The organism is Micromonospora sonneratiae (assembly GCF_042679305.1).
In the GTDB taxonomy this organism is placed as follows: Bacteria; Actinomycetota; Actinomycetes; order Mycobacteriales; family Micromonosporaceae; genus Micromonospora_H; species Micromonospora_H sonneratiae.
The window spans coordinates 1-19201 of the sequence record NZ_JBHTMP010000026.1; the positions used below are offsets into that span (position 1 = coordinate 1).

Annotated in this window: 17 protein-coding genes and 2 pseudogenes; 7 read left to right on the forward strand and 12 right to left on the reverse strand. The window is 71.1% G+C overall.

From position 1 onward, the window contains the following. Nucleotides 1–1991 (forward strand): SCO7613 C-terminal domain-containing membrane protein (locus tag ACFQ4H_RS17810; RefSeq protein ID WP_377572106.1); only part of this gene is annotated, 1991 nt, incomplete at its 5' end. A gap of 11 nt (nt 1992–2002) precedes the next feature. Here ACFQ4H_RS17810 and purE read toward each other — a convergent pair. Next, on the reverse strand, nt 2003–2494 hold the full coding sequence (purE, locus tag ACFQ4H_RS17815; RefSeq protein ID WP_377572107.1) for a 5-(carboxyamino)imidazole ribonucleotide mutase: 492 nt from the start codon (nt 2492–2494) through the stop codon (nt 2003–2005). Further along, nucleotides 2491–3777, reverse strand: coding sequence for a 5-(carboxyamino)imidazole ribonucleotide synthase (locus tag ACFQ4H_RS17820; RefSeq protein WP_377572108.1), 1287 nt, complete (start codon nt 3775–3777; stop codon nt 2491–2493). The genes purE and ACFQ4H_RS17820 overlap by 4 nt, the downstream gene beginning before the upstream one ends. Nucleotides 3778–3845: 68 nt before the next feature. Between ACFQ4H_RS17820 and ACFQ4H_RS17825 the strand changes: the two genes are divergently transcribed. Then, nucleotides 3846–4493 carry a pyridoxine/pyridoxamine 5'-phosphate oxidase gene (locus ACFQ4H_RS17825; RefSeq protein ID WP_377572109.1) on the forward strand — a complete coding sequence of 216 codons (648 nt, stop codon included), beginning with the start codon at nt 3846–3848 and terminating at the stop codon, nt 4491–4493. A 63-nt stretch (nt 4494–4556) separates the two neighbouring features. Here ACFQ4H_RS17825 and ACFQ4H_RS17830 read toward each other — a convergent pair. The 5 genes and pseudogenes from ACFQ4H_RS17830 to mca all read right to left on the reverse strand — a co-directional run. Beyond that, nucleotides 4557–5279, reverse strand: a pseudogene (locus ACFQ4H_RS17830) (hypothetical protein); the annotation flags it as partial. 74 nt (nt 5280–5353) lie between these two features. Continuing rightward, nucleotides 5354–6596: pseudogene (locus tag ACFQ4H_RS17835) on the reverse strand (thioredoxin domain-containing protein); the annotation flags it as partial. 93 nt (nt 6597–6689) lie between these two features. Next, complete coding sequence (locus ACFQ4H_RS17840) at nt 6690–9242, reverse strand: putative bifunctional diguanylate cyclase/phosphodiesterase (protein WP_377572110.1); 2553 nt, start codon at nt 9240–9242, stop codon at nt 6690–6692. 187 nt (nt 9243–9429) lie between these two features. After that, nucleotides 9430–9738, reverse strand: coding sequence for a hypothetical protein (locus ACFQ4H_RS17845; protein WP_377572111.1), 309 nt, complete (start codon nt 9736–9738; stop codon nt 9430–9432). Nucleotides 9739–9789: 51 nt separating this feature from the next. Further along, complete coding sequence (gene mca / locus ACFQ4H_RS17850) at nt 9790–10671, reverse strand: mycothiol conjugate amidase Mca (RefSeq protein WP_377572112.1); 882 nt, start codon at nt 10669–10671, stop codon at nt 9790–9792. A gap of 165 nt (nt 10672–10836) precedes the next feature. Here mca and ACFQ4H_RS17855 point away from each other — a divergent pair, with 165 nt between their 5' ends. Further along, nucleotides 10837–11262 (forward strand): DUF4307 domain-containing protein, encoded by a 426-nt coding sequence (locus ACFQ4H_RS17855; protein WP_377572181.1) that lies wholly within the window; start codon nt 10837–10839, stop codon nt 11260–11262. Between the two features lie 116 nt (nt 11263–11378). Next, nucleotides 11379–11873 carry a transcription elongation factor GreA gene (greA, locus tag ACFQ4H_RS17860; protein ID WP_377572113.1) on the forward strand — a complete coding sequence of 165 codons (495 nt, stop codon included), beginning with the start codon at nt 11379–11381 and terminating at the stop codon, nt 11871–11873. Between the two features lie 213 nt (nt 11874–12086). Here greA and ilvA read toward each other — a convergent pair whose 3' ends face one another. Genes ilvA through ACFQ4H_RS17880 form a run of 4 tightly spaced genes read right to left on the reverse strand, consistent with a single transcriptional unit; the run spans nt 12087 to nt 16005 of the window. Next, the gene (ilvA, locus tag ACFQ4H_RS17865; RefSeq protein ID WP_377572114.1) at nt 12087–13298 is read right to left on the reverse strand and encodes a threonine ammonia-lyase; all 1212 of its coding nucleotides are present in this window, start codon (nt 13296–13298) and stop codon (nt 12087–12089) included. Next, on the reverse strand, nt 13295–13423 hold the full coding sequence (locus ACFQ4H_RS17870) for a hypothetical protein (RefSeq protein WP_377572115.1): 129 nt from the start codon (nt 13421–13423) through the stop codon (nt 13295–13297). Before ACFQ4H_RS17870 ends, ilvA begins: the two co-directional genes overlap by 4 nt. Before the next feature lie 25 nt (nt 13424–13448). Beyond that, entirely contained in the window at nt 13449–14849 is a 1401-nt protein-coding gene (locus tag ACFQ4H_RS17875) for an amidase (protein ID WP_377572116.1), read from the reverse strand. 13 nt (nt 14850–14862) lie between these two features. After that, nucleotides 14863–16005 carry a cystathionine gamma-synthase gene (locus ACFQ4H_RS17880; protein ID WP_377572117.1) on the reverse strand — a complete coding sequence of 381 codons (1143 nt, stop codon included), beginning with the start codon at nt 16003–16005 and terminating at the stop codon, nt 14863–14865. A 23-nt stretch (nt 16006–16028) separates the two neighbouring features. Between ACFQ4H_RS17880 and ACFQ4H_RS17885 the strand changes: the two genes are divergently transcribed. From ACFQ4H_RS17885 to ACFQ4H_RS17895, 3 genes are all read left to right on the forward strand, one after another. Next, on the forward strand, nt 16029–16448 hold the full coding sequence (locus ACFQ4H_RS17885; RefSeq protein ID WP_377572118.1) for an HIT family protein: 420 nt from the start codon (nt 16029–16031) through the stop codon (nt 16446–16448). A gap of 155 nt (nt 16449–16603) precedes the next feature. Beyond that, the gene (gene msrA, locus ACFQ4H_RS17890; RefSeq protein ID WP_377572119.1) at nt 16604–17266 is read left to right on the forward strand and encodes a peptide-methionine (S)-S-oxide reductase MsrA; all 663 of its coding nucleotides are present in this window, start codon (nt 16604–16606) and stop codon (nt 17264–17266) included. A 684-nt stretch (nt 17267–17950) separates the two neighbouring features. Then, the gene (locus ACFQ4H_RS17895) at nt 17951–18892 is read left to right on the forward strand and encodes a ribonuclease Z (RefSeq protein WP_377572182.1); all 942 of its coding nucleotides are present in this window, start codon (nt 17951–17953) and stop codon (nt 18890–18892) included. Here ACFQ4H_RS17895 and ACFQ4H_RS17900 read toward each other — a convergent pair. Beyond that, nucleotides 18861–19190: an MmcQ/YjbR family DNA-binding protein gene (locus tag ACFQ4H_RS17900; RefSeq protein ID WP_377572120.1), complete on the reverse strand. Its 330-nt coding sequence runs from the start codon at nt 19188–19190 to the stop codon at nt 18861–18863. The two genes, ACFQ4H_RS17895 and ACFQ4H_RS17900, sit on opposite strands and share 32 nt — an antisense overlap. Nucleotides 19191–19201 lie beyond the last annotated feature (11 nt).

The following is a 19201-nucleotide window of genomic DNA, read 5'->3' on the forward strand; positions in this document are numbered from 1 at the left end:
CCGTCGCCGCTGTGGTGGCGCTGCACGCCGTCGGCGTCAGCCTGGCCCGACCCGGCACCACCGCCGCCGCCCTCGGGGTCGTGGCCCTGGTCGGCTTCGTCGTCGCCGGACTCGCCCGGGTGCTGGCCGGCTCCCCCGACCGTACCGACCCCGACGAGATGCCCAGCCATCTGACCCAGGTCGGCGGGGCGGCCACCTGCGGGGCGCTCTTCGCGCTGCCGGGAGCGGTCGCCGCGCTGGCCGCCACGCTTGGCTGGCCCGCGGGCATCATCGTCACCAGCGGGCTGGCGGCGTCGAGCCTCGGGGTCGCCGTACTGGCCGTGGTCCGCCGACAGGTGCCGCAGTTCCTGCCGTACGCGACCCTCGGCACCGTCGCCGGTGCGACGTTCACCGCCGCCGCCTCCGTACCCGCGGGTCTGCCGACCGGGGTCTACGCCGCAGCGGCGGCACTGCTGGGCGTGCTGGCCGAGCTGGTCCGGGCCTCCACCCCACCGCCGGCCGTCACCACCGAACCGTCCCGTCGCTGGTCGGTGGTGCTCGAAGGTGCCCTACGCCGGCTACCCCGGCGATCGCTGCACGGAGCGTGGCCGGTCAGCCCGGCGGTGGGGGCGATGGCCGCCGCCGCCCTACCGGTCGTCATCGCCCTGGCCGCCATCGCCCCGGCGCTGTTGGCCGCGCTGATCAAGCCGTACTGGACCCTCACCGACGTCTGGGCCGGACCGCAGCCACAGTTGTTCGACTTCCCGGCCGGTGCGGTGGACGGCACCAACGTACTGGCCGCCCTGCTGCTCACCATCACGGCGGCGTTGGCCGCCACCGGGCTGGCCGGGGGCCGACCGGCCCGGGCCGTGCCGGTGGTCCTGCCCGGTGCCGCGATCACGCTGCTCATCGCCCCGATCTCGCTCGGCTTCGGCTGGCCCAACAGCACCATGGCGGCGCTGGCCGTGTTCGCGATCTCGATGCTCGGGCTGGCCCTGACCCCGCCGCCACCGATCGCCGAGCGGGCCCGGTCACTGCGACTGGCCCGGTTGCTGGTCTTCGCCATCGGTCTCGCCGCCGGTGGCGCGGGTCTGGCCGGCAGCCTGGCCACCCGGCCCATGACCCTGTTCACCCTCGGTGGTGCCGTGGTCGTCGGTGCCGTGGCAGCCCTGGCCGGCCGTACGCAGACAGCCCGCATCCTCGGCTGGCTGTTCGCCTCGATCATGGCGCAGCTCTTCGTACTCACCGCCGGGCTGGTCGCCGGCCTGTCCCCGGTCTGGTCCGCGTTCGGCGTACTGGCGGTCGGGGCGGCCCTGCTGGTGGCTGCGGCGACGCTACCCAGACTCCGTGATCCGGTGGCGACCCGCGAGGCCGCGACCGTGGAGTGGAGCGGGTACGCGGCAGCGCTCATCGCCGCTGCGTTGGCCTTCGACTCCCCCCGGCACATCGCCGCCCTGCTGGCCGGTTGGGGCGCGGTGCTCGGGGTCTCGGCGGCACGTCCCGGTCGCCGGGTGGTGCAACGGCGGATCCTGTTCTGGGCCGCCGTGGGCTGCGAGATCAGCGCCTGGTGGCTGCTGATGGCGACCGCCGACGTCGCACTGGCGGAGGCGTACACGTTGCCGTTCGCCGCGCTGGCCCTGCTCGTCGGGGTGCTGGAGTTGCGGCACCGCCCCGACCTGAGCAGTTGGGTGGCGTACGGCCCGGCCCTGGTGGCGGCGTTCCTCCCCACCCTGGTCATCGTGCTGGCCACGGACACCAGCGCCCTACGGCAGGTGCTGCTCCTGCTCGGTGCGGTCGCCACGCTCATCTTCGGGTCGATGCGTCGTCAGCAGGCACCCGTGGTGGTCGGTGCCGTGGTCACCGCACTGGCCGCGCTGCATGCGCTCGCCACGGTCGGTCCGTGGTTGGTGCTGATCCCGGTCGGTGTGGTGCTACTGGTGCTCGGGGCCAGCAACGAGCGCCGACGCCGTACCCAGGAACGGCTCCGTGGTGCCCTACGCGGAATGCGCTGACACCGTGTAGCTCAGGAGAGCGAGGCGCGCAGCGCGGCGTCCTTCTCGGCGACCAGCGCCTCCAGGTCGGCCTGGAACGCGGTCATCCTGGCCCGCAGGTTCTCGTCAGCGGCGGCCAGGATGCGTACGGCCAGCAACCCGGCGTTACGGGCGCCACCGATCGACACGGTCGCCACCGGCACCCCGGCCGGCATCTGCACGATCGACAGCAGCGAGTCCATCCCGTCGAGGTACTTGAGCGGCACCGGTACCCCGATCACCGGCAGCGGGGTGACCGACGCGACCATGCCCGGCAGGTGCGCGGCTCCGCCCGCCCCGGCGATGATCACCCGAATTCCCCGGCCGGCCGCCTCACGGGCGTAGTCGATCATCTTGACCGGGGTACGGTGCGCCGACACGACGCCCACCTCGTAGGCGACGCCGAACTCGTCGAGCGCCTCGGCAGCCCCCTTCATGGTGGCCCAGTCCGAGTCGCTTCCCATGATCACGCCGACCAGGCTCACTTGCCCTCCCGCAGCCACCGCGCCGCACGCTCGGCGCGCGCCCGTACCTCGTCCATGTCGTCGCCGAGCACCGTGACGTGCCCGATCTTCCGTCCGGGACGGACCTGCTTGCCGTAGAGGTGCACCTTGACCCCCGGGTCCTCGGCGAAGAGGTGGTGCAACCGCTCGTCGATCGACATCCCACCCTCCGGGCCACCGAGCACGTTGGCCATCGCCACGGCCGGCGCGGTCAGCGCGGTGTCCCCCATCGGGTAGTCGAGAACCGCCCGCAGGTGCTGCTCGAACTGCGAGGTCCGGGCCCCTTCGATGGTCCAGTGCCCCGAGTTGTGCGGACGCATGGCCAGCTCGTTGACCACCAACCTCGGCCCGCCGCCGGTTTCGCCGGCCCCGTCGACCCCACCGGCCCGAGGCCCGACTGCGTCAACCTCGCTGGCCTGACCGGTCCGAGGCCCGACTGCGTCGACCTCGCTGGCCCGACCGGTTCGAGGCCCGACTGCGTCGACCTCGAAGAGCTCCACGGCCAGCATGCCGACCACGCCGAGCGCGTTGGCGATGTCGATCGCCAACTGCTGGGCCCGTAGTGCCAGGGCCTCCGGCAGCGCCGGGGCCGGGGCCAGCACCTCGACACAGATGCCGTCGCGCTGCACGGTCTCCACCACCGGGTACGCGGCCACCTGGCCGAACGGCGAGCGGGCGACCTGCACGGCCAACTCCCGCCGCAGCGCCACCCGTTCCTCGACGATCAGCTCGGTGCCGCCCTCGATCAGCAGCGCGGTCTGCTCGGCTGCTTCCCGGGCGTCGGACACCACCCACACGCCCCGGCCGTCGTAGCCGCCCCGGGCTGCCTTGAGTACGACCGGCCAACCCACCCGGTCGCCGAACTCGACCACGTCCTCGGGCAGGGTCACCGGTTGCCAGGCGGGCATCGGCGCCAACGCCGACAGCCGTTCCCGCATCGCCCGCTTGTCCTGGGCGTAGAGCAGCGCCTCCGCACCCGGATACACCGCCACCCCCTCGGTGGCCAGCGCCTGGACATGCTCGTTGGGTACGTGTTCGTGGTCGAAGGTGACCACGTCACACCCCTTGGCGAAGGTCCGTAGGGCCGCCAGGTCGGTGTGGTCGCCGTACCGGACGTCGGCGGCGACCAGCGCGGCACCGTCCTCCGGCGTGAGCGCGAGGACGCGCAGCGACTGGCCAAGGGCGATCGAGGCCTGATGGGTCATCCGGGCCAGCTGGCCACCGCCCACCATGCCGACAACGGGAAGTCCGGTACGTGAATCCATAACGGCGATCAGCGTAGCGTTGCCCAGGCAGCCGCCCCCAATCGCTGGCCCAGAAAGTGAGCAGCAAAGTGCGAGATCTTCTCCGTGGCCTTCCCGTACTGGCCCATCCGACACCGGAGTTCGACGTGGAGGCCGCACCGGCAGAGCCGACGGAGTTGTTCACCGCATGGCTGACCGGGGCGATCGCCGCCGGTGTGGCCGAGCCGCACGCGATGACCCTCTCGACCGTGGATGCCGACGGGCAGCCCGACGCGCGGGTGCTCATCCTGAAGGACCTGGACGCCGACGGCAACTGGCACTACGCGACCACCTCGACCAGCGCCAAGGGCCGACAGGTCGCCGCGAACCCCCGGGTGGCGCTCAGTTTCCACTGGCGGGAGCAGGGCCGGCAGATCCGGGTACGCGGCACCGCCCGCCCCGCCGAGCCCGACGTCTCCCGGCAGGACTTCCTGGCCCGGCCGGCGGGCTCCCGGACGGCCAGCCTGGTCGGCCGGCAGAGTGAGGTGCTGACCGACCGGGTGGAGTTGACCGAAGCGCTCGCGGCAGCCCGGACCCGGGTCGCCGCCGACCCGAGCGTGGTCTCCGAAACGCACGTCGTCTACGTCGTACGCCCCGACACCATCGAGTTCTGGCAGGCCGACCCGGAGCGCGAGCACATCCGCCTGCGGTACCGGCGCAGTGGCGGCACCTGGGCGCGGGAGCTGCTCTGGCCCTGAGGTGTGGGAAGGGGCCGCCGGCACGGCAAACCGCGCTTGAAGGCGGCCCTTCCTGACACCCGGTCAGCCGAGCTGGGTGATCAACTCCTCGACCGAGGTGACCGGTCGGTCGCAGACGAACCCCCGGCAGACGTACGCGGTCGGGGCACCATCGAGCATCGGCCGGTCCCGCAGCAGCGGCACCCCGGGCTGGTCGGCGGCACCCGCCACGATCACCGCCCCGGGCGGGGCGTGCCGGTACGCGGCCCGCAGCAGCGGCTCCTCGGCCGGGTCGGCGGTGACGATCGCGACCTCGTACGGGCCGGAGAGCGAAGCCTCGCCGACGGCTGCGGCGTAGCCGGCGAATCGGGGGTGCCGGGCGACGATCGGTGCCACCGTGCCGATCGCCAACTCGGCTGCCTCCCGATAGCTCGGCTCCCCGCTCAGCGCGGAGTACGTGACCAGCGCCCCCACCAGGGCGGACAGCCCGGACGGGGTGGCGTTGTCGGTCGGGTCGGCCGGTCGGGTGACCAACTGCTCGGCATCGTCGGCGGTGTCGTAGTACCCGCCGTCACCGGTCCCGAACCGGGCCAGCGCCGTGTCGAGCAGCCCGCCGGCGAGGGAGAGCCAACGTCCTTCGCCGGTGACCTGGTGCATGGCGCAGAACGCCTCGGCCACGCTGCCGTAGTCCTCCAGCACGCCGGTCGGCTCGCCCACCACGCCGTCGCGGGACACCCGCCGCAGCCGCCCGTCGACGATGTGCACCGTGGCGAGTTCCTCGGCGGCTTCCCGCATCGCCCGCCGGGCCGCCTCGGCGACGCCCTCCAACGTCTGGGACGAATCGTCCGCCCCTGCCGGGCCGAACGTGTCGGCGTACCGGCTGAACTCGGCGAGGGCGGTGATCGCCAGTCCGTTCCAGGCGGCCACCACCTTGTCGTCCCGCATCGGCTGCGGCCGGGTACGCCGGGCCTCCAGCAGCCGATGCACCACCGCCTGCCAGCGTTGCTGGACCATCGGGTCGGCATCGTCGATGTCCCGGGCCAGACGCAACACACTCGTCCCGTGTTCAAAGGTCCCGGTCGGCGTGACCCCGAAGAGGTCGGCTGCCCACGCCCCGTCCTCCCCACCGAGTACCTCGACGAGTTGCGCGGGCGTCCAGGCGTAGGTCAGGCCCTCCACGCCGTCAGCGTCGGCGTCCAGCGCCGACGCGAATCCCCCACCCGAGCGGTGGAGGTCGTCGACGAGGAACCAGGCGGTGTCCCGGGCGATCCGGCGGGCCAGCGGATCGCCGGTCAGCCGCCACAGTTGGGTGTAGACCCGCAACAGCAGCGCGTTGTCGTAGAGCATCTTCTCGAAGTGCGGCACGGTCCAGTGCCCGTCCACCGAGTACCGGGCAAAGCCGCCGGCCAACTGGTCGTAGATGCCGCCCCGGGCCATCGCCTCACAGGTGTGCCGGACGATCTCCAGCGCCTCGGCGGAACCGGTGCGCTGGTGGTGCCGCAGCAGGAAGAGCAGGTTCATGTGGGGCGGAAACTTGGGCGCCCCGCCGAAGCCGCCGTTCTTCTCGTCGTACTCCCTGGCCAGCTGGGCTGCGGCGGCGTCGAGCAGTTCGGCGGTGAGCGGGGTGGTCGGTCCGCCGACCGCCTGGGCGCCACCGATCGCCTCGACCACGGCGGCCCCCTGCCGCAGCACCTCCTCCCGCTGGTCGCGCCACGCCGTGGTCACGGATCCCAGCAACCGTACGAAGTTGGGCCGGGGGAAGTAGGTACCGCAGAAGAACGGGGTGCCGTCCGGGGTGGCGAAGACGGTCATCGGCCAGCCACCCTGCCCGGTCATCGCCTGGGTGGCGGTCATGTAGACGGCGTCCACGTCCGGTCGTTCCTCCCGGTCTACCTTGATCGAGACGAAGTTCTCGTTGAGCAGCCGGCCGACCGCCTCGTCCTCGAACGACTCGTGTGCCATGACGTGGCACCAGTGACAGGCGGCGTAGCCGACCGAGATCAGCACGGGCACGTCCCGCCGTTTCGCCTCGGCGAACGCCTCGTCGCACCACGGCCACCAGTCGACCGGGTTGTCGGCGTGCTGTTGCAGATACGGGCTGGTCGCGCTGGCCAGTCGATTCACCTGACGACCATATACAAGGCGGAACCGGCACCCGTATCCAAGACGGAAAAGGTGCTAGCCGAGACGAGGAACTTCGTATTCGGGAGGAGAAGGTCAGGAGGCGCCGTCGGCCCGCAACGGGAAGATCCGGGCCGGGGCGGAGTCGAGCAGTGACCGGAGCACCGAGACGATCTTGTCGGACGGCATCGGTTTGAAGAAGTGGTAGCCCTGGGCGGCGGTGCAGCCCAGCTCGGCGAGGACAGCACGCTGGTCGGCGGTCTCCACCCCCTCCGCGACCACCCGCAGGCCCAACTCCCGCCCCAGGTCCACCGTGGTACGGACGATCGCGGCGGCCTCCGGCGACTCCGCCATCCGCATCACGAACGACCGGTCGACCTTGAGTTCGTCCACCGCGATCCGGGTGAGGAAGGTCAACGACGAGAACCCGGTGCCGAAGTCGTCCACGGCGAGTTGTACGCCCATCGACCGCAGGGCGGCCAGCACCTCGTCGATGACCTCCAGCTCGCTCATCATCACCGTCTCGGTGATCTCCAGTACGAGCCGGTGTGGTGGCACCTGATGGCGACGCAGCGTCTCGGCGACCTCGGCCGGCAACCTCGGATCGAGCAGGCTCCGGGCGGACAGGTTGATCGAGATCGGCACGTCGACACCGTGCCGGGCCCAGTCGGCCGCAACCGCCAGTGCCTTGTCGATGACGTACCGGGTGAACGCGCCCAGCAGCTCGCTGCCCTCGACCGGTCGTACGAAGTCCATCGGGCTGAGCCAGCCCCGCCGTGGATGGTGCCAACGGATCAGCGCCTCCACCCCGGTCGGCACTCCGGTGCTCAGGTCGACCGCCGGCTGCAACGCCAGGACGAGCTGGTCGTCGGAGTCCAGCGCCTCCCGGAGTTCGGCCAGCAGCGCGAGCTGGTCGGTGCTGGCGTCGTCCTTGCTGCTGTCGTACGAGGCGACGTTGCTGCCGCCCTCCTTCGCCTGGTACATGGCGATGTCGGCCCGACGCAGCAGTTCGGTCATGTCGGCGGTGCCCGCCCCGGCGACCACCACCCCCACCGAGGCCTCGACCGACATCTTGACCCCGGCGACCTCGGACGGATCGGCCAGACGATCGACGATCTCCCTCGCCCGGCGCAGCGCGGGTTGCAGGGGGGACGGCCGGTCCCCGAGTACGGTCGGCTCACCCAACACCGGCAGGTTGGGGATCAGCAGCGCGAACTCGTCGCCGCCGAGCCGGCCGAGCAGCTCACCGGGCCGGGCCATCGCGGCCAGCCGGGCACCCGCCACCTGGAGGAGTTCGTCTCCGGCCGCATGGCCCAGGGTGTCGTTGACCTCCTTGAAGTGGTTGATGTCGAGCAGCAGCAACGCCACCGGATGATCGTGTCCGAGCTGGTGGAGCGTCACGTCCCCCTTGCTCAGCATCGCCACCCGGTTGGCCAGACTGGTGAGCGGGTCGTGCAACGCCTCATAGGAGGATCGCGCCGTCACGATGCGCAGCTCCCGGTGGGTGGCAGCATCGTGCAGGGCGGCGGCCAGCGCGTCGGCGAAGGCCGACAGGGCGTCCAGTTCCCGCTCCCCGGGGCTCGCCGACCGGGGAAGTCGTACGGTCAACTCCCCGACATGGACGGTGCCGACCACGAGCGATCGGGTGAGTTCCTGTTCGGTGTACTCCGGTCTGGCCTGCGGCGGCATCTCGCGGTCGACGATCCGCCCGGTGGGATCGCCACGGTAGCGGCGCCACCGTCCATCCCGGCGTAGCACGTCGACGTCGACCAGCTCCGCGTTGAACAGCGCCACCGCACCACCGACACCGGCGATCGCCACGCTGCGCTCGTCGAGCTGGTTGAGCGCGCGGGTCGCATCGGCGAAGACCCGCCACGTCCGGCGCTCGTCGTCGGCCCGCAACCGGTGGCTGTAGGTCTGCTGTAGCAGCCACAGCGCCGGAGGCAACAGGACCAGCCAGCGTGGATTGATGTCGATCAGGGTGACCACGGCCAACCCGACGAAGACGTTGCCGATGAACATCAGCGCCTTGCCCCGCATCGCCCGCATCAGCAACGGCCGGATCGGCAGCCGGTGGTGCAGCGACATCGTGACGCCGACGAGGCCGATGGTGACCAGCAGGTAGGTGGCCGCCCCGAGGGTCAACGCACCGGCGAGAGCGGGCGTCAATCCGGCTGCCAGCGGCCGGGCCAGCAGGGACGTGACGGCGGTGGCGAGGGTGACGGCGACGACGATGGAGGCGACGTTGTGTAGCACCTTGACGGGCGAACGCCGGTCCGTGAAGATCGACAGCAACGTCAGGGCCAACCCGGCACCGACAAGGGCGGCGGCGGGCAACCAGTTGGCGGGCGCGAGGTAGCAACCGACGATGAAGGCCGCTTCCCCCCAGGCGACACTGATCTCGCCGGACGCCACCCGGACCCGCAGCCGGGCCAGGAGTGCAACCGCCACCACCCCGACAACGAGGCCGAATCGGAGCAGCGGTGGCAGTCGGTCGGTGGCCGGCAGGTCCGCCGGCAGAACCAGGCCGGTCACGGCCGCGGTGAAGGTGAGGGCCACCAGGATCGCGCTGACGGCCAGGAGCCGAGGCGGGAGTTCAGCGCCGCCGAAGCGGGCCGCGAGCCGCTGGGCCTTCCGGCCGGTGGTCACGGATCTCCTCCGGCGAGGGTACGACCCGACACAGCACGCTCCGGCCGGGCAGAACGCCGGACACCGGATCGTCTGACAGTCATCGGCACCCCTTCCGCGCATGGTGCGGGGACTTTTGGCCCCCGGCGGGAAGGCTAAGCCAAACCTGTTAAGTACAACAGGGGCCTGCTAACCGATTTAGCCGGAATCATGCCCCGGATTGCACGTCCCTGCCCAGGTGGGCGGTGTCGGGAACGCTCCCGCGACTTTCCTTGACGGTGGCACCATCTGTCGGATCAAGGACTGCCGCCTCAGCGGTCCGATCAGCCACTCCGGTTCCCCCCTGGTCCGGGAACTGGGCCGGGAGCCGGCGCAGCCGGCCGTTCATGTTCCGGATCAGCAGGACCGTGGCGATGGCCAGCACCACGATGAGAAACAGACCCATCGGACCAGCCAGCCCACCGGTCCGGGTGTCACCAAAGTTGTTCTCCGCGAGCACCTGCGCGGCGGTCAGCATGACTGGGCTCCTCTGAAATGCGGGTCTGGGTCCACCGTACGCCCCTGGCGGTCAGCGGGCACCGGTGGTGTCCCGTACGCCGGCGAAGAGGTCCGACTCGGGCAGTGGGCTGTCGACCAGGGATCGAGCCAGCTGGAAGTCCTCCGTCGGCCACGCCTGCCGCTGCACCTCCATCGGCACCTGGAACCAGAAGCCGTCCGGGTCGACCTGGGTGGCGTGCGCCCGAAGCGCGTCGTCGCGGACCGGGAAGTACTCGCCGCACTCGACCCGGGTGGTGATCCGGGTGCCCTTGTCGACCTGGTCGCCCCAGCGGTCCAGCCATTCCACGTACGGCGACTCGCGCCCCGCCGCCAGCATGGCCTCGTGCAGCGCCATGATCTTGGCCTTGGAGAACCCGACGTCGTAGTAGAGCTTGAGCGGCTGCCATGGCTCGCCCAGCTCCGGGAAACGGGCCGGGTCGCCCGCTGCGTCGAACGCCGCCACGCTGATCTTGTGGCACATGATGTGGTCCGGGTGCGGATAGCCGCCCTGCTCGTCGTAGGTCGTCACCACGTGCGGCCGGAACTGGCGCATCAGGCGGACCAGCGGGCCGGCGGCGACCTCGACGTCCTGTAGGGCGAAGCAGCCCTCGGGCAGCGGCGGCAGCGGGTCGCCCTCGGGCAGCCCCGAGTCGACGAAGCCCAGCCAGGCCTGCTCGACGCCGAGAATGGCGCGGGCGGCGTCCATCTCGGCGCGCCGGACCTCGGCGATGTTGGCCCACACCTCGGGACGGTCCAGCTTCGGGTTGAGCACGCTGCCCCGCTCACCACCGGTACACGTGACGACCAGTACCTCGACCCCCTCAGCGAGGTACCTGGCCATCGTCGCGGCACCCTTGCTCGACTCGTCGTCGGGATGGGCGTGGACAGCCATCAGGCGTAGTTGCTCTGCCAACTCAGGTGCTCCCTCGTCTTTGCCCGTCACCCGGACCCCGTGCCCGGTGGGCCGACCTGCCCGGCTTTGGGTCACCTGCCGGTAGCGGCCGGTTGCCCGGCTGAGAAGATGGACCCTGTCATTCTGGCCGATGCCACCGACAACAAGCGTAGGAGATTACCTCCGGTGTCCGAGACGCACACCACATCCGCGCCGATCTTCCCGCCCGGGCGGTACGGCCGGCGTCGTGCGGCACGACGTAACCGGCCCTGGCTCATCAGTGCCCTGGCGGTTGTGCTCCTGGCCGCGCTGGGAATGGTCGCGTTCAGCCAGTACCGCCAGTACGGCGACCCTCTCTACGACGCGAAGGTCATCACTTACACGGACATAACGGACGCCCAGATCCTCGTCGAGTTCCAGGTGACCGTACCGCCCGGCGGCTCGGCGGTCTGCGCGTTGCGGGCCCGCTCCCGGGATGGCGCCGAGGTCGCCCGCGAGGAGGTACGGGTCACTGCGGCAGCCGGCGAGGAGCATCCCGTCGTCCGGCACCGGCTGGCCACCTCCGGTCGCGCCTTCCTCGGCGAGGTGCTGCGTTGCCGGGCCGGCGACTGACCGGCCGAACCGGCCCCGCAGAGATCATCGGGCGCCGTACGGGTGTGGCACTGGTAACTTGGTAGTTCTTGCCGGTTCGCCAGGCACTGTCCACCGCCCACCCAAGGAGATCCTCTGTGACCGACCGCGAGGCGCCCGCCACCTGGCTGTCCCAGGATGCGTACGACCGACTGCAGGCCGAGCTCGATGAGTTGATCGCTGGACGGCCAGTTATCGCCGCCGAGATCAACGCGCGACGTGAAGAGGGCGACCTGCGGGAGAACGGCGGCTACCACGCCGCCCGTGAGGAGCAGGGCAAGCAGGAGGGCCGCATCCGTTACCTCCAGGAGTTGCTGCGTACCGCCCAGGTGGGCGAGGCACCGAACGCCGACTCGGTCGCGCCCGGCACCGTGGTCACGATCCACTTCGACGACGACGAAGAGGACACCGAGACCTTCCTGCTCGGTTCACGGGAGATCGCGGCAACCACCGACCTGACCGTCTACAGCCCGGAGTCCGCCCTCGGCAAGGCGATCCTCGGCGCCCGGTCCGGACAGACCGTCACCTACACCGCGCCCAGCGGTGCCGACATCAAGGTCACGGTCGACCGGTTCGAGCCGTTCACCGGCTGAGCCCCGCCGCCCGACGCCTGCCGTTTCCAGATCAAGGTTCCGACCGGGTCTCCACTGTCGACCTCCGCTACGTGTTGCCACACTCGGTGCCCATCATCCGATGGGCACCGAGTGTCGGTACCGGATCGACGAGCGGTACGTACGCTCGGCCGGCGCAACCTGCTGCGCCGGCCGACACGATCGTGGCGGGCCGGTGGTACTCGGACGGGCCGGTCAGGCGAAGACCACCTGGTAGCCGCTGCTGCGCAGCGCGCTGATCAACCGGTCGGAGTGCTCGGGCCCCCGGGTCTCGACCGAGAGCGCCACCTCGACCTCACCAAGCCGCAGATGCGGATTGTGCCGCTGGTGCTCCACGTCGACCACGTTGCCCCGGTGTTCGGCGATCTGGCTCAGCAGCGACGCCAACTGCCCCGGCCGGTCCGTGCAGCGTACGGTGAACCGCAGGTAGCGACCGGCCGCCGCGAGGCCGTGCTCGATGACCCGCAGCAGCAGCAACGGGTCGATGTTCCCGCCCGACAGCACCCCCACCACCGGTGTGTCGACCCGTACCGCGCCGGACAGCAGGGCCGCCGCCCCCACCACCCCCGCCGGCTCCACCACCTGCTTACCGCGCTCCAGCAGCATCAGCAGCGCCCGGGAGATGTCCTCCTCGGAGACCGTGACCACCTCGTCGACCAGCTCACGTACGTGCGCGAAGGTGACGTCGCCGGGACGGCCGACGGCGATACCGTCGGCGATGGTGGCGTACGCCGGTAGCCGGACCGGAGCACCGGCCAGCAGCGAGGGCGGGAAGGCCGCCGCACCGGATGCCTGCACCCCGATCACCCGGATGTCCGGGCGCAGCGCCTTCGCCGCGACCGCGATGCCGGAGATCAGGCCTCCGCCCCCCACCCCGGCGACGATCGTCCGTACGTCGGGACACTGCTCCAGGATCTCCAACGCGACGGTGCCCTGACCGGCGATCACGTCCGGGTGGTCGAACGGGTGGATGAAGACCGCTCCGGTCCGGTCGGCGAACTCCTGCGCCGCGACCAGGGACTCGTCCACGCTGCTGCCGACCAGTTCGACCCTGGCCCCGTACTTCTTCGTCGCCTCCACCTTCGGCAGCGGGGCACCCACCGGCATGAAGACCGTGGCCGTGGTGCCGAGCAGCCCGGCGGCCAGCGCGACCCCCTGGGCATGGTTGCCGGCGCTGGCCGCCACCACCCCCCTGGCCCGCTCCGGCGCGGCCAACCGGGCGATCCGCACGTACGCCCCACGCACCTTGTACGACCCGGCGCGCTGCATGTTCTCGCACTTGAGCCACGCGGTGCCGCCAAGAACCGCGCTGAGCGGACGGGACGGCTCCAACGGGGTGGTACGGGTGATGCCAGCCAGCAGTTCCCGCGCGGCCTGTACGTCGGCCAAGCCGACCAGCTTCGTCATGCCCCGATGGTGCCACCCGGCCTGGGCTGCACCGGTGGGGAGGGGATGATCATGCCCGGGTGCAGTACGTCGGTGAGCACCGCCACGCCCACCGTGATCATGGTGGCCAGGCCGATGCCGCCCACCGGGTAGGTAGCGACGCTCCACGGCTCAGCCGGCAGCGCTGGGCACCCTGGGCCAGCTGGGTGCGTGCCGGGACCACGGGGCGGCCAACTCGAACTGACCGGCCACCGCCAGCAGCAGCAGCTCCGATCCGGGCGGGCCGACCAGTTGCACCCCGACGGGCAACCCGTCCGGCCGTACGCCTACAGGCACCACCAGCGCCGGTAGGCCGGCAATGTTCCACGGTGCCGCGTACGGGGCGTACCGGATGCTGGCCATCAGGTTGGCCCGCCAGGACCCGGTCGCCCAGCCCAGCGCCGACGGCGGTGTGGCGGCCAGCGCCGGGGTGAGCAGCAGATCCACCGAGTTGTCGGTGAAGAAGTTGATCGACCGCCGCCGCCACTCGGCACGGTCCGTCTCCCGGACCAGACCCCGCCGGTTGGCCCAGTCGCCGATGGCCGCGTGCCGTCGGCTGCGGGGTTGCAGGGTCCGCCGGTCCAGGCCGCTCTCCCGGATGTCCTGGGCGGCGGCGGCGAACCAGGTCGCGGTACCCCGCAGGCTGAGCGCGGCGGGATAGACCGGATCGATGGCGATCGCATCATGCCCGGCCGCTGCCAGCAGCCGGGACGCGGTGGCGACCGCGTCCCGGTTCGGCTCGTCGGGGCGTACGCCCAGCACGGGTGACCGCAGCGAGGTCGCCACCCGGAGGCGTTGTGGGGGTACCAGCTTGTCCGGGCGGCGCCCGGCCAGCACGGAGAACCCGACTGCGGCGTCGGCGACCGTACTGGCCAGGATGCCGTGCTCGGTCAGCCCGAACCAGTCCTCGGCCCCGAGTTGGCAGGGCACCACGCCGCGACCGGGCTTGAGACCGATCAGCCCGCAGCAGGCGGCCGGGATCCGGATCGAGCCCAACCCGTCGTTGCCGTGCGCGATCGGCACCATGCCGGCGGCGACCGCCGCGGCCGACCCGCCGGACGAGCCGCCCGGGGTCCGGTCGGCCCGCCACGGGTTACGGGTGGCCGCGGTCTCGTCGTCGGTGACCGCCCAGAGGCCCAGCTCCGGCATCCGGGTCACGCCGAGGATGATCGCGCCGGCCCCGCGTAGCCGTCGGACCACCTCGTGGTCGTCCTCGGCGACCGGGGTACGGGCGGCGGCGGAGCCGTTCCAGGTCGGTAGCCCGGCCACCGCCGTGTTCTCCTTGACCGCCACCGGTACTCCGGCCAGCGGCAGGTTGGCCAGTTCCTCCTGCTCGTCGACCTTCTCCGCTTCGACGATCGCCTCGCCGCCCCGAACCACCCGGAACGCGGACAACTCACGGTCCGCCGTGGCGATGTGGTCCAGGTGGTCGGCGACAACCTGGGTGGCGGACGCGTCACCGCGCCGGACCGCCCGAGCTATCTGTTTCGCGGTCGCGCCCACCCAGGTCGGCATGATCTCCTGCACGGCCACCCTCCCCAGCGCCTCAGCCGAGTGCCTGCTCCAGGTCGGCAAGCAGATCATCGGCCGTCTCGATGCCGACAGACAGTCGCACGAGATCGGCGGGAACTTCAAGCGGCGAACCGGCTGCACTTGCGTGTGTCATTTGTCCCGGGTGTTCGATCAGCGATTCCACCCCGCCCAGCGACTCGGCCAGCACGAACAGCTTGGCCCGGTTGCAGACGCGTACGGCCTGCTCCTCGCCACCGGCGAGCCGGAAGGAGATCATTCCACCGAACCGGCGCATCTGCTTGGCCGCCGTCTCGTGGCCCGGATGCTCCGGCAGACCCGGGTACAGCACCTGCGAAACGGCCGGGTGGCTGTCGAGGTACTGGGCGATCCGCTCCGCGTTGTCGCAGTGGCGGTCCATCCGTACGGCCAGTGTCTTGATCCCGCGCAGGGTCAGCCACGAGTCGAACGGCCCGCTCACCGCACCCATCGCGTTCTGGTGGTAGGCCAGTTCCTGGCCCAGGTCGGTGCTGGCCGCGATCAGGGCGCCGCCGACAACGTCGGAGTGGCCACCGACGTACTTGGTCGTGGAGTGCACGACGACATCCGCACCGTGGGCGATGGGCTGCTGGAGATAGGGCGAGGCGAAGGTGTTGTCCACCACCAGCAGTGCGCCCGCGTCGTGGGCGATCCCGGCGAGGGCGGCGATGTCCGCGATGCCGAGCAGCGGGTTGGTCGGCGTCTCCACCCAGACGATCTTGGTCTTGCCCGGTTCGATCGCCGCCCGCACGGCATCGGGGTCCGATACCTTCGCCGCCGTCCAGGCCAGACCCCAGCGTTCGGCGACCCGGGAGACCAGCCGGAAGGTGCCGCCGTACGCGTCGTCCGGGATCACGATGTGGTCGCCCGGCCGGCAGACCGTACGCAGCACCGTGTCCTCGGCAGCCAGGCCGCTGGCGAACGCCAGGCCGACCGGCCCGCGCTCCAGCGTGGCGAGGCACTCCTGCAACGCGTCCCGGGTCGGGTTGCCCGACCTGCTGTACTCGTAGCCCAGTCGGGGTTCTCCGACGGCGTCCTGGGCGAACGTGCTGGTCTGATAGATCGGCGGGATCACCGCCCCGGTGCGGGGGTCCGGCTCCTGGCCGGCGTGGATGGCGAGCGTCTCAAAGCCGTGACTCATCTGAGTGAGGTTAGTCTGCCCGGGTGGCTGGCTGTGTCTTCTGTGCCATCGTTGTCGGTTCGGCGTCGGCCTTCCTGGTCGCCGACGAGCCCTCCGGCGTGGCGTTCCTGGACACCCGGCCGGTGTTCCGGGGACATGTGCTGGTGATCCCCAGGGAGCATTTCGCGACGTTGGGCGACCTGCCCGGCCCGGACCTGGCCGGCTACTTCGGCCTGGTGCAGCGGATCTCGGCCGCCGTAGAGGCCGGTCTGGGTTCGGGTGGCACCTTCGTGGCGATCAACAACCGGGTCTCCCAGTCCGTGCCGCACCTGCACACGCACGTCGTACCGAGGACGAAGGGCGACGGGCTGCGCGGTTTCTTCTGGCCCCGCCACCGCTACGCCGACGACGCCGAGGCCGCCGACTACGCCACCCGGATCGCCGCCTCCCTGACCGGGCCCTGACGGGCCGGAGGACACCGGGCCACAACAGGCCACACCTGTCCCACCGGCCACTCCGGCTCCGCGACGGCTGCCGGCCTGAGTTGCCGCTGAGCGGGTAAGGATCCGACAGGGTACGGCGTTGCATCCCTTTGGAAGGCACGAGAGGAGAAGGACCCGTGTTCCTACGGCGGATGAAGGCCGAACTGCCCACTCCCGACCAGGCGCTGCCGGGCCGGGACACGCCGGTGCTGGTGACCGACCAGCATGCCGTGCTCGGCAGCCGGCTGCGTGGACCGTGGCCCGAGGGGGCGCAGGTGGCCGTCTTCGGGATGGGCTGCTTCTGGGGTGCCGAGCGGTTGTTCTGGAAGCTCCCCGGCGTGATCTCGACCTCTGTCGGTTATGCCGGCGGACTGACCCCGAATCCGACCTACGAGGAGGTCTGTTCGGGGCGTACCGGGCACGCCGAGGTGGTCCAGGTGGTCTACGACCCGATGCGGATCAGCTACGAGGACCTGCTGAAGGTCTTCTGGGAGAACCACGACCCGACCCAGGGCATGCGTCAGGGCAACGACGTGGGCACCCAGTACCGGTCCGCGATCTACACCACCTCGGACGAGCAGTTGGCGACCGCGCAGGCCTCCCGGGACGCGTTCGCGCCGGTGGTGGCCCGGGCCGGACACGGCGAGATCACCACCGAGATCGGCCGGCTCGGCGACTACTTCTACGCCGAGGACTACCACCAGCAGTACCTGGCCCCCACCAAGAACCCGGACGGCTACTGCACCCACGGTCCGACCGGTCTGACCTGCCCGGTCGGGGTCGCCCGTACCGGAGCCTGAGGGGCCTGAGGGAGCGAGCCCGGGCCTGAGCCAGCGAGCCCGGGCCGGAGCCGGTCCCGGACCCGGACCCGGACCCGGACCGTAGCCGCGGGCGGGGATGCCCTGCCTGCCCGCAGCAGGCCGATACCCCTTCTGCGGAACCAGCCTGCGGCCTGTCGAGCTGCCCCGTCTGTGCTCCCGCTGCTCCCGACCACGACCTCCCCGTGCCACGCCCAGCGTCGCGGCGGCTTGCCCCGTTGGTGCACCCAGCTCGACAGCTCCCGGAGCGTACGGGCCGACCGGGCCGACCTCCTCGATCGCCCGACGCCATCCGTACCGTCCAGGTGCAGCACCGACCCGCCGCCGACAGAGTCGACGAAATTCGTTGGCGGCACCACCCGGCGGTGGATAGCGTGGCCGTACACGGGAAAGGAGGTGGTCCTACTTTGTACGGCATTGGGACTCGTGAGGTGGCTGTCCGTTAGCCGCTGTCCTTGACAGTTCCCGGCTCCGCTGCTGTCGGTGGGGCCGGTCAACCGCCGAGACCGTGTGGCAGCGGTACGGCGAATCCAAGACAGCCATCCGACCCCCGGGGTGCCGGCCCAGTCCAGCCGGCCCACGCCACGGCGTGGAAGCCCCGGGGGTCGCTTTTTCTGTCGGCCGCCGAGTAACCTCGTCGATCCACCCGTGAAGGGACGATCCACCGTGTCGCTGCGTGAACTGGTGGTGCTCGGTACGGCCAGCCAGGTGCCCACCCGCCGCCGTAACCACAACGGCTACGTCCTGGTCTGGGACAGCGAGGTCGTCATGTTCGACCCGGGCGAGGGCACCCAGCGGCAGATGCTCCTGGCCGGGCTGCCGGTCAGCGCGCTGACCCGGATCTGCATCAGCCACTTCCACGGCGATCACTGCCTCGGCCTGCCCGGCGTCGTACAGCGTCTCTCGCTGGATCGCACGGCACACCCGGTCAGCGCCCACTTCCCGGCCACCGGAGCGGACTACTTCGCCCGGTTGCGGCACGCCAGCGTCTTCCACGAGACCGCCGAGGTCCGCGCCGAGCCGGTCAGCATGGACGGGCAGCAGATCAGCACCAGCGCCGGAACGCTCCAGGCCCGCCGGCTCCAGCATCCGATCGAGACGTACGGTTACCGGCTGGTGGAGCCGGACGGCCGCCGGATGTTGCCGGAGCGGCTGGCGGCGTACGGAATCGCCGGGCCGGCCATCAGCGAGCTGATCCGGACCGGCCACCTCGACGTCGACGGGCGCCGCGTCCCCCTGGATGCGGTCAGCGAACCGCGCCGGGGGCAGCGGTTCGCGTTCGTGATGGACACCGGCCTGTGCGACAACGTCTACGCCCTCGCGGAGGGGGCCGACCTCCTGGTGATCGAGTCGACCTTCCTGACCGAGGACGCCGAACTGGCCGCCGAGGCCGGCCACCTGACCGCGGCCCAGGCTGCCCGGGTGGCGGCCGAGTCAGGGGTACGACGCCTCGTGCTCACCCACTTCTCGCAGCGGTACCCCGATCCTGACCGCTTCGCGGCCGAGGCACGCGAACAGTTCGACGGCGACCTCGTGGTGGCCGCGGACCTGATCCGGGTGCCGGTGCCACCCCGGCTCACCAGTGCCGGGTCGTCGCCAGCCGCTTAGGTGCTCTGAGCCGCCACGACTCGGCCAGCAGCTCCCCCAGTTCCTGGTTGTCCACAGTCGACAGATTGACAACGACCATCGGATAGTTGACGTAGTGGTCGGGGACGGTGAAGGTGACCGGATCGGCCGCGACCAGCCCTTCCCGCTCGTGCGTGAAGATGGCGGCCCGCTGGCCGTCTTCCAGCAGTCGCGCGAACACCTTGCCCCGCACCTTGCAGGCGGGGGTGCCATAGGACGTGGAGTGCTGGACCTCCGGCAGCGCCGAGGCCAGCTCGCGCAGGGTCTCCCAGGTGGCCATGCCGGCACGCT

Excerpts from the sequence above, each read along its gene's own strand:
- ACFQ4H_RS17820 (WP_377572108.1), bottom strand. The coding sequence starts at position 3,777 with ATGGATTCACGTACCGGACTTCCCGTTGTCGGCATGGTGGGCGGTGGC.
- ACFQ4H_RS17845 (WP_377572111.1), bottom strand. The coding sequence starts at position 9,738 with ATGCTGACCGCCGCGCAGGTGCTCGCGGAGAACAACTTTGGTGACACC.
- ilvA (WP_377572114.1), bottom strand. The coding sequence starts at position 13,298 with ATGACGAAGCTGGTCGGCTTGGCCGACGTACAGGCCGCGCGGGAACTG.
- ACFQ4H_RS17880 (WP_377572117.1), bottom strand. The coding sequence starts at position 16,005 with ATGAGTCACGGCTTTGAGACGCTCGCCATCCACGCCGGCCAGGAGCCG.
- ACFQ4H_RS17900 (WP_377572120.1), bottom strand. The coding sequence starts at position 19,190 with ATGGCCACCTGGGAGACCCTGCGCGAGCTGGCCTCGGCGCTGCCGGAG.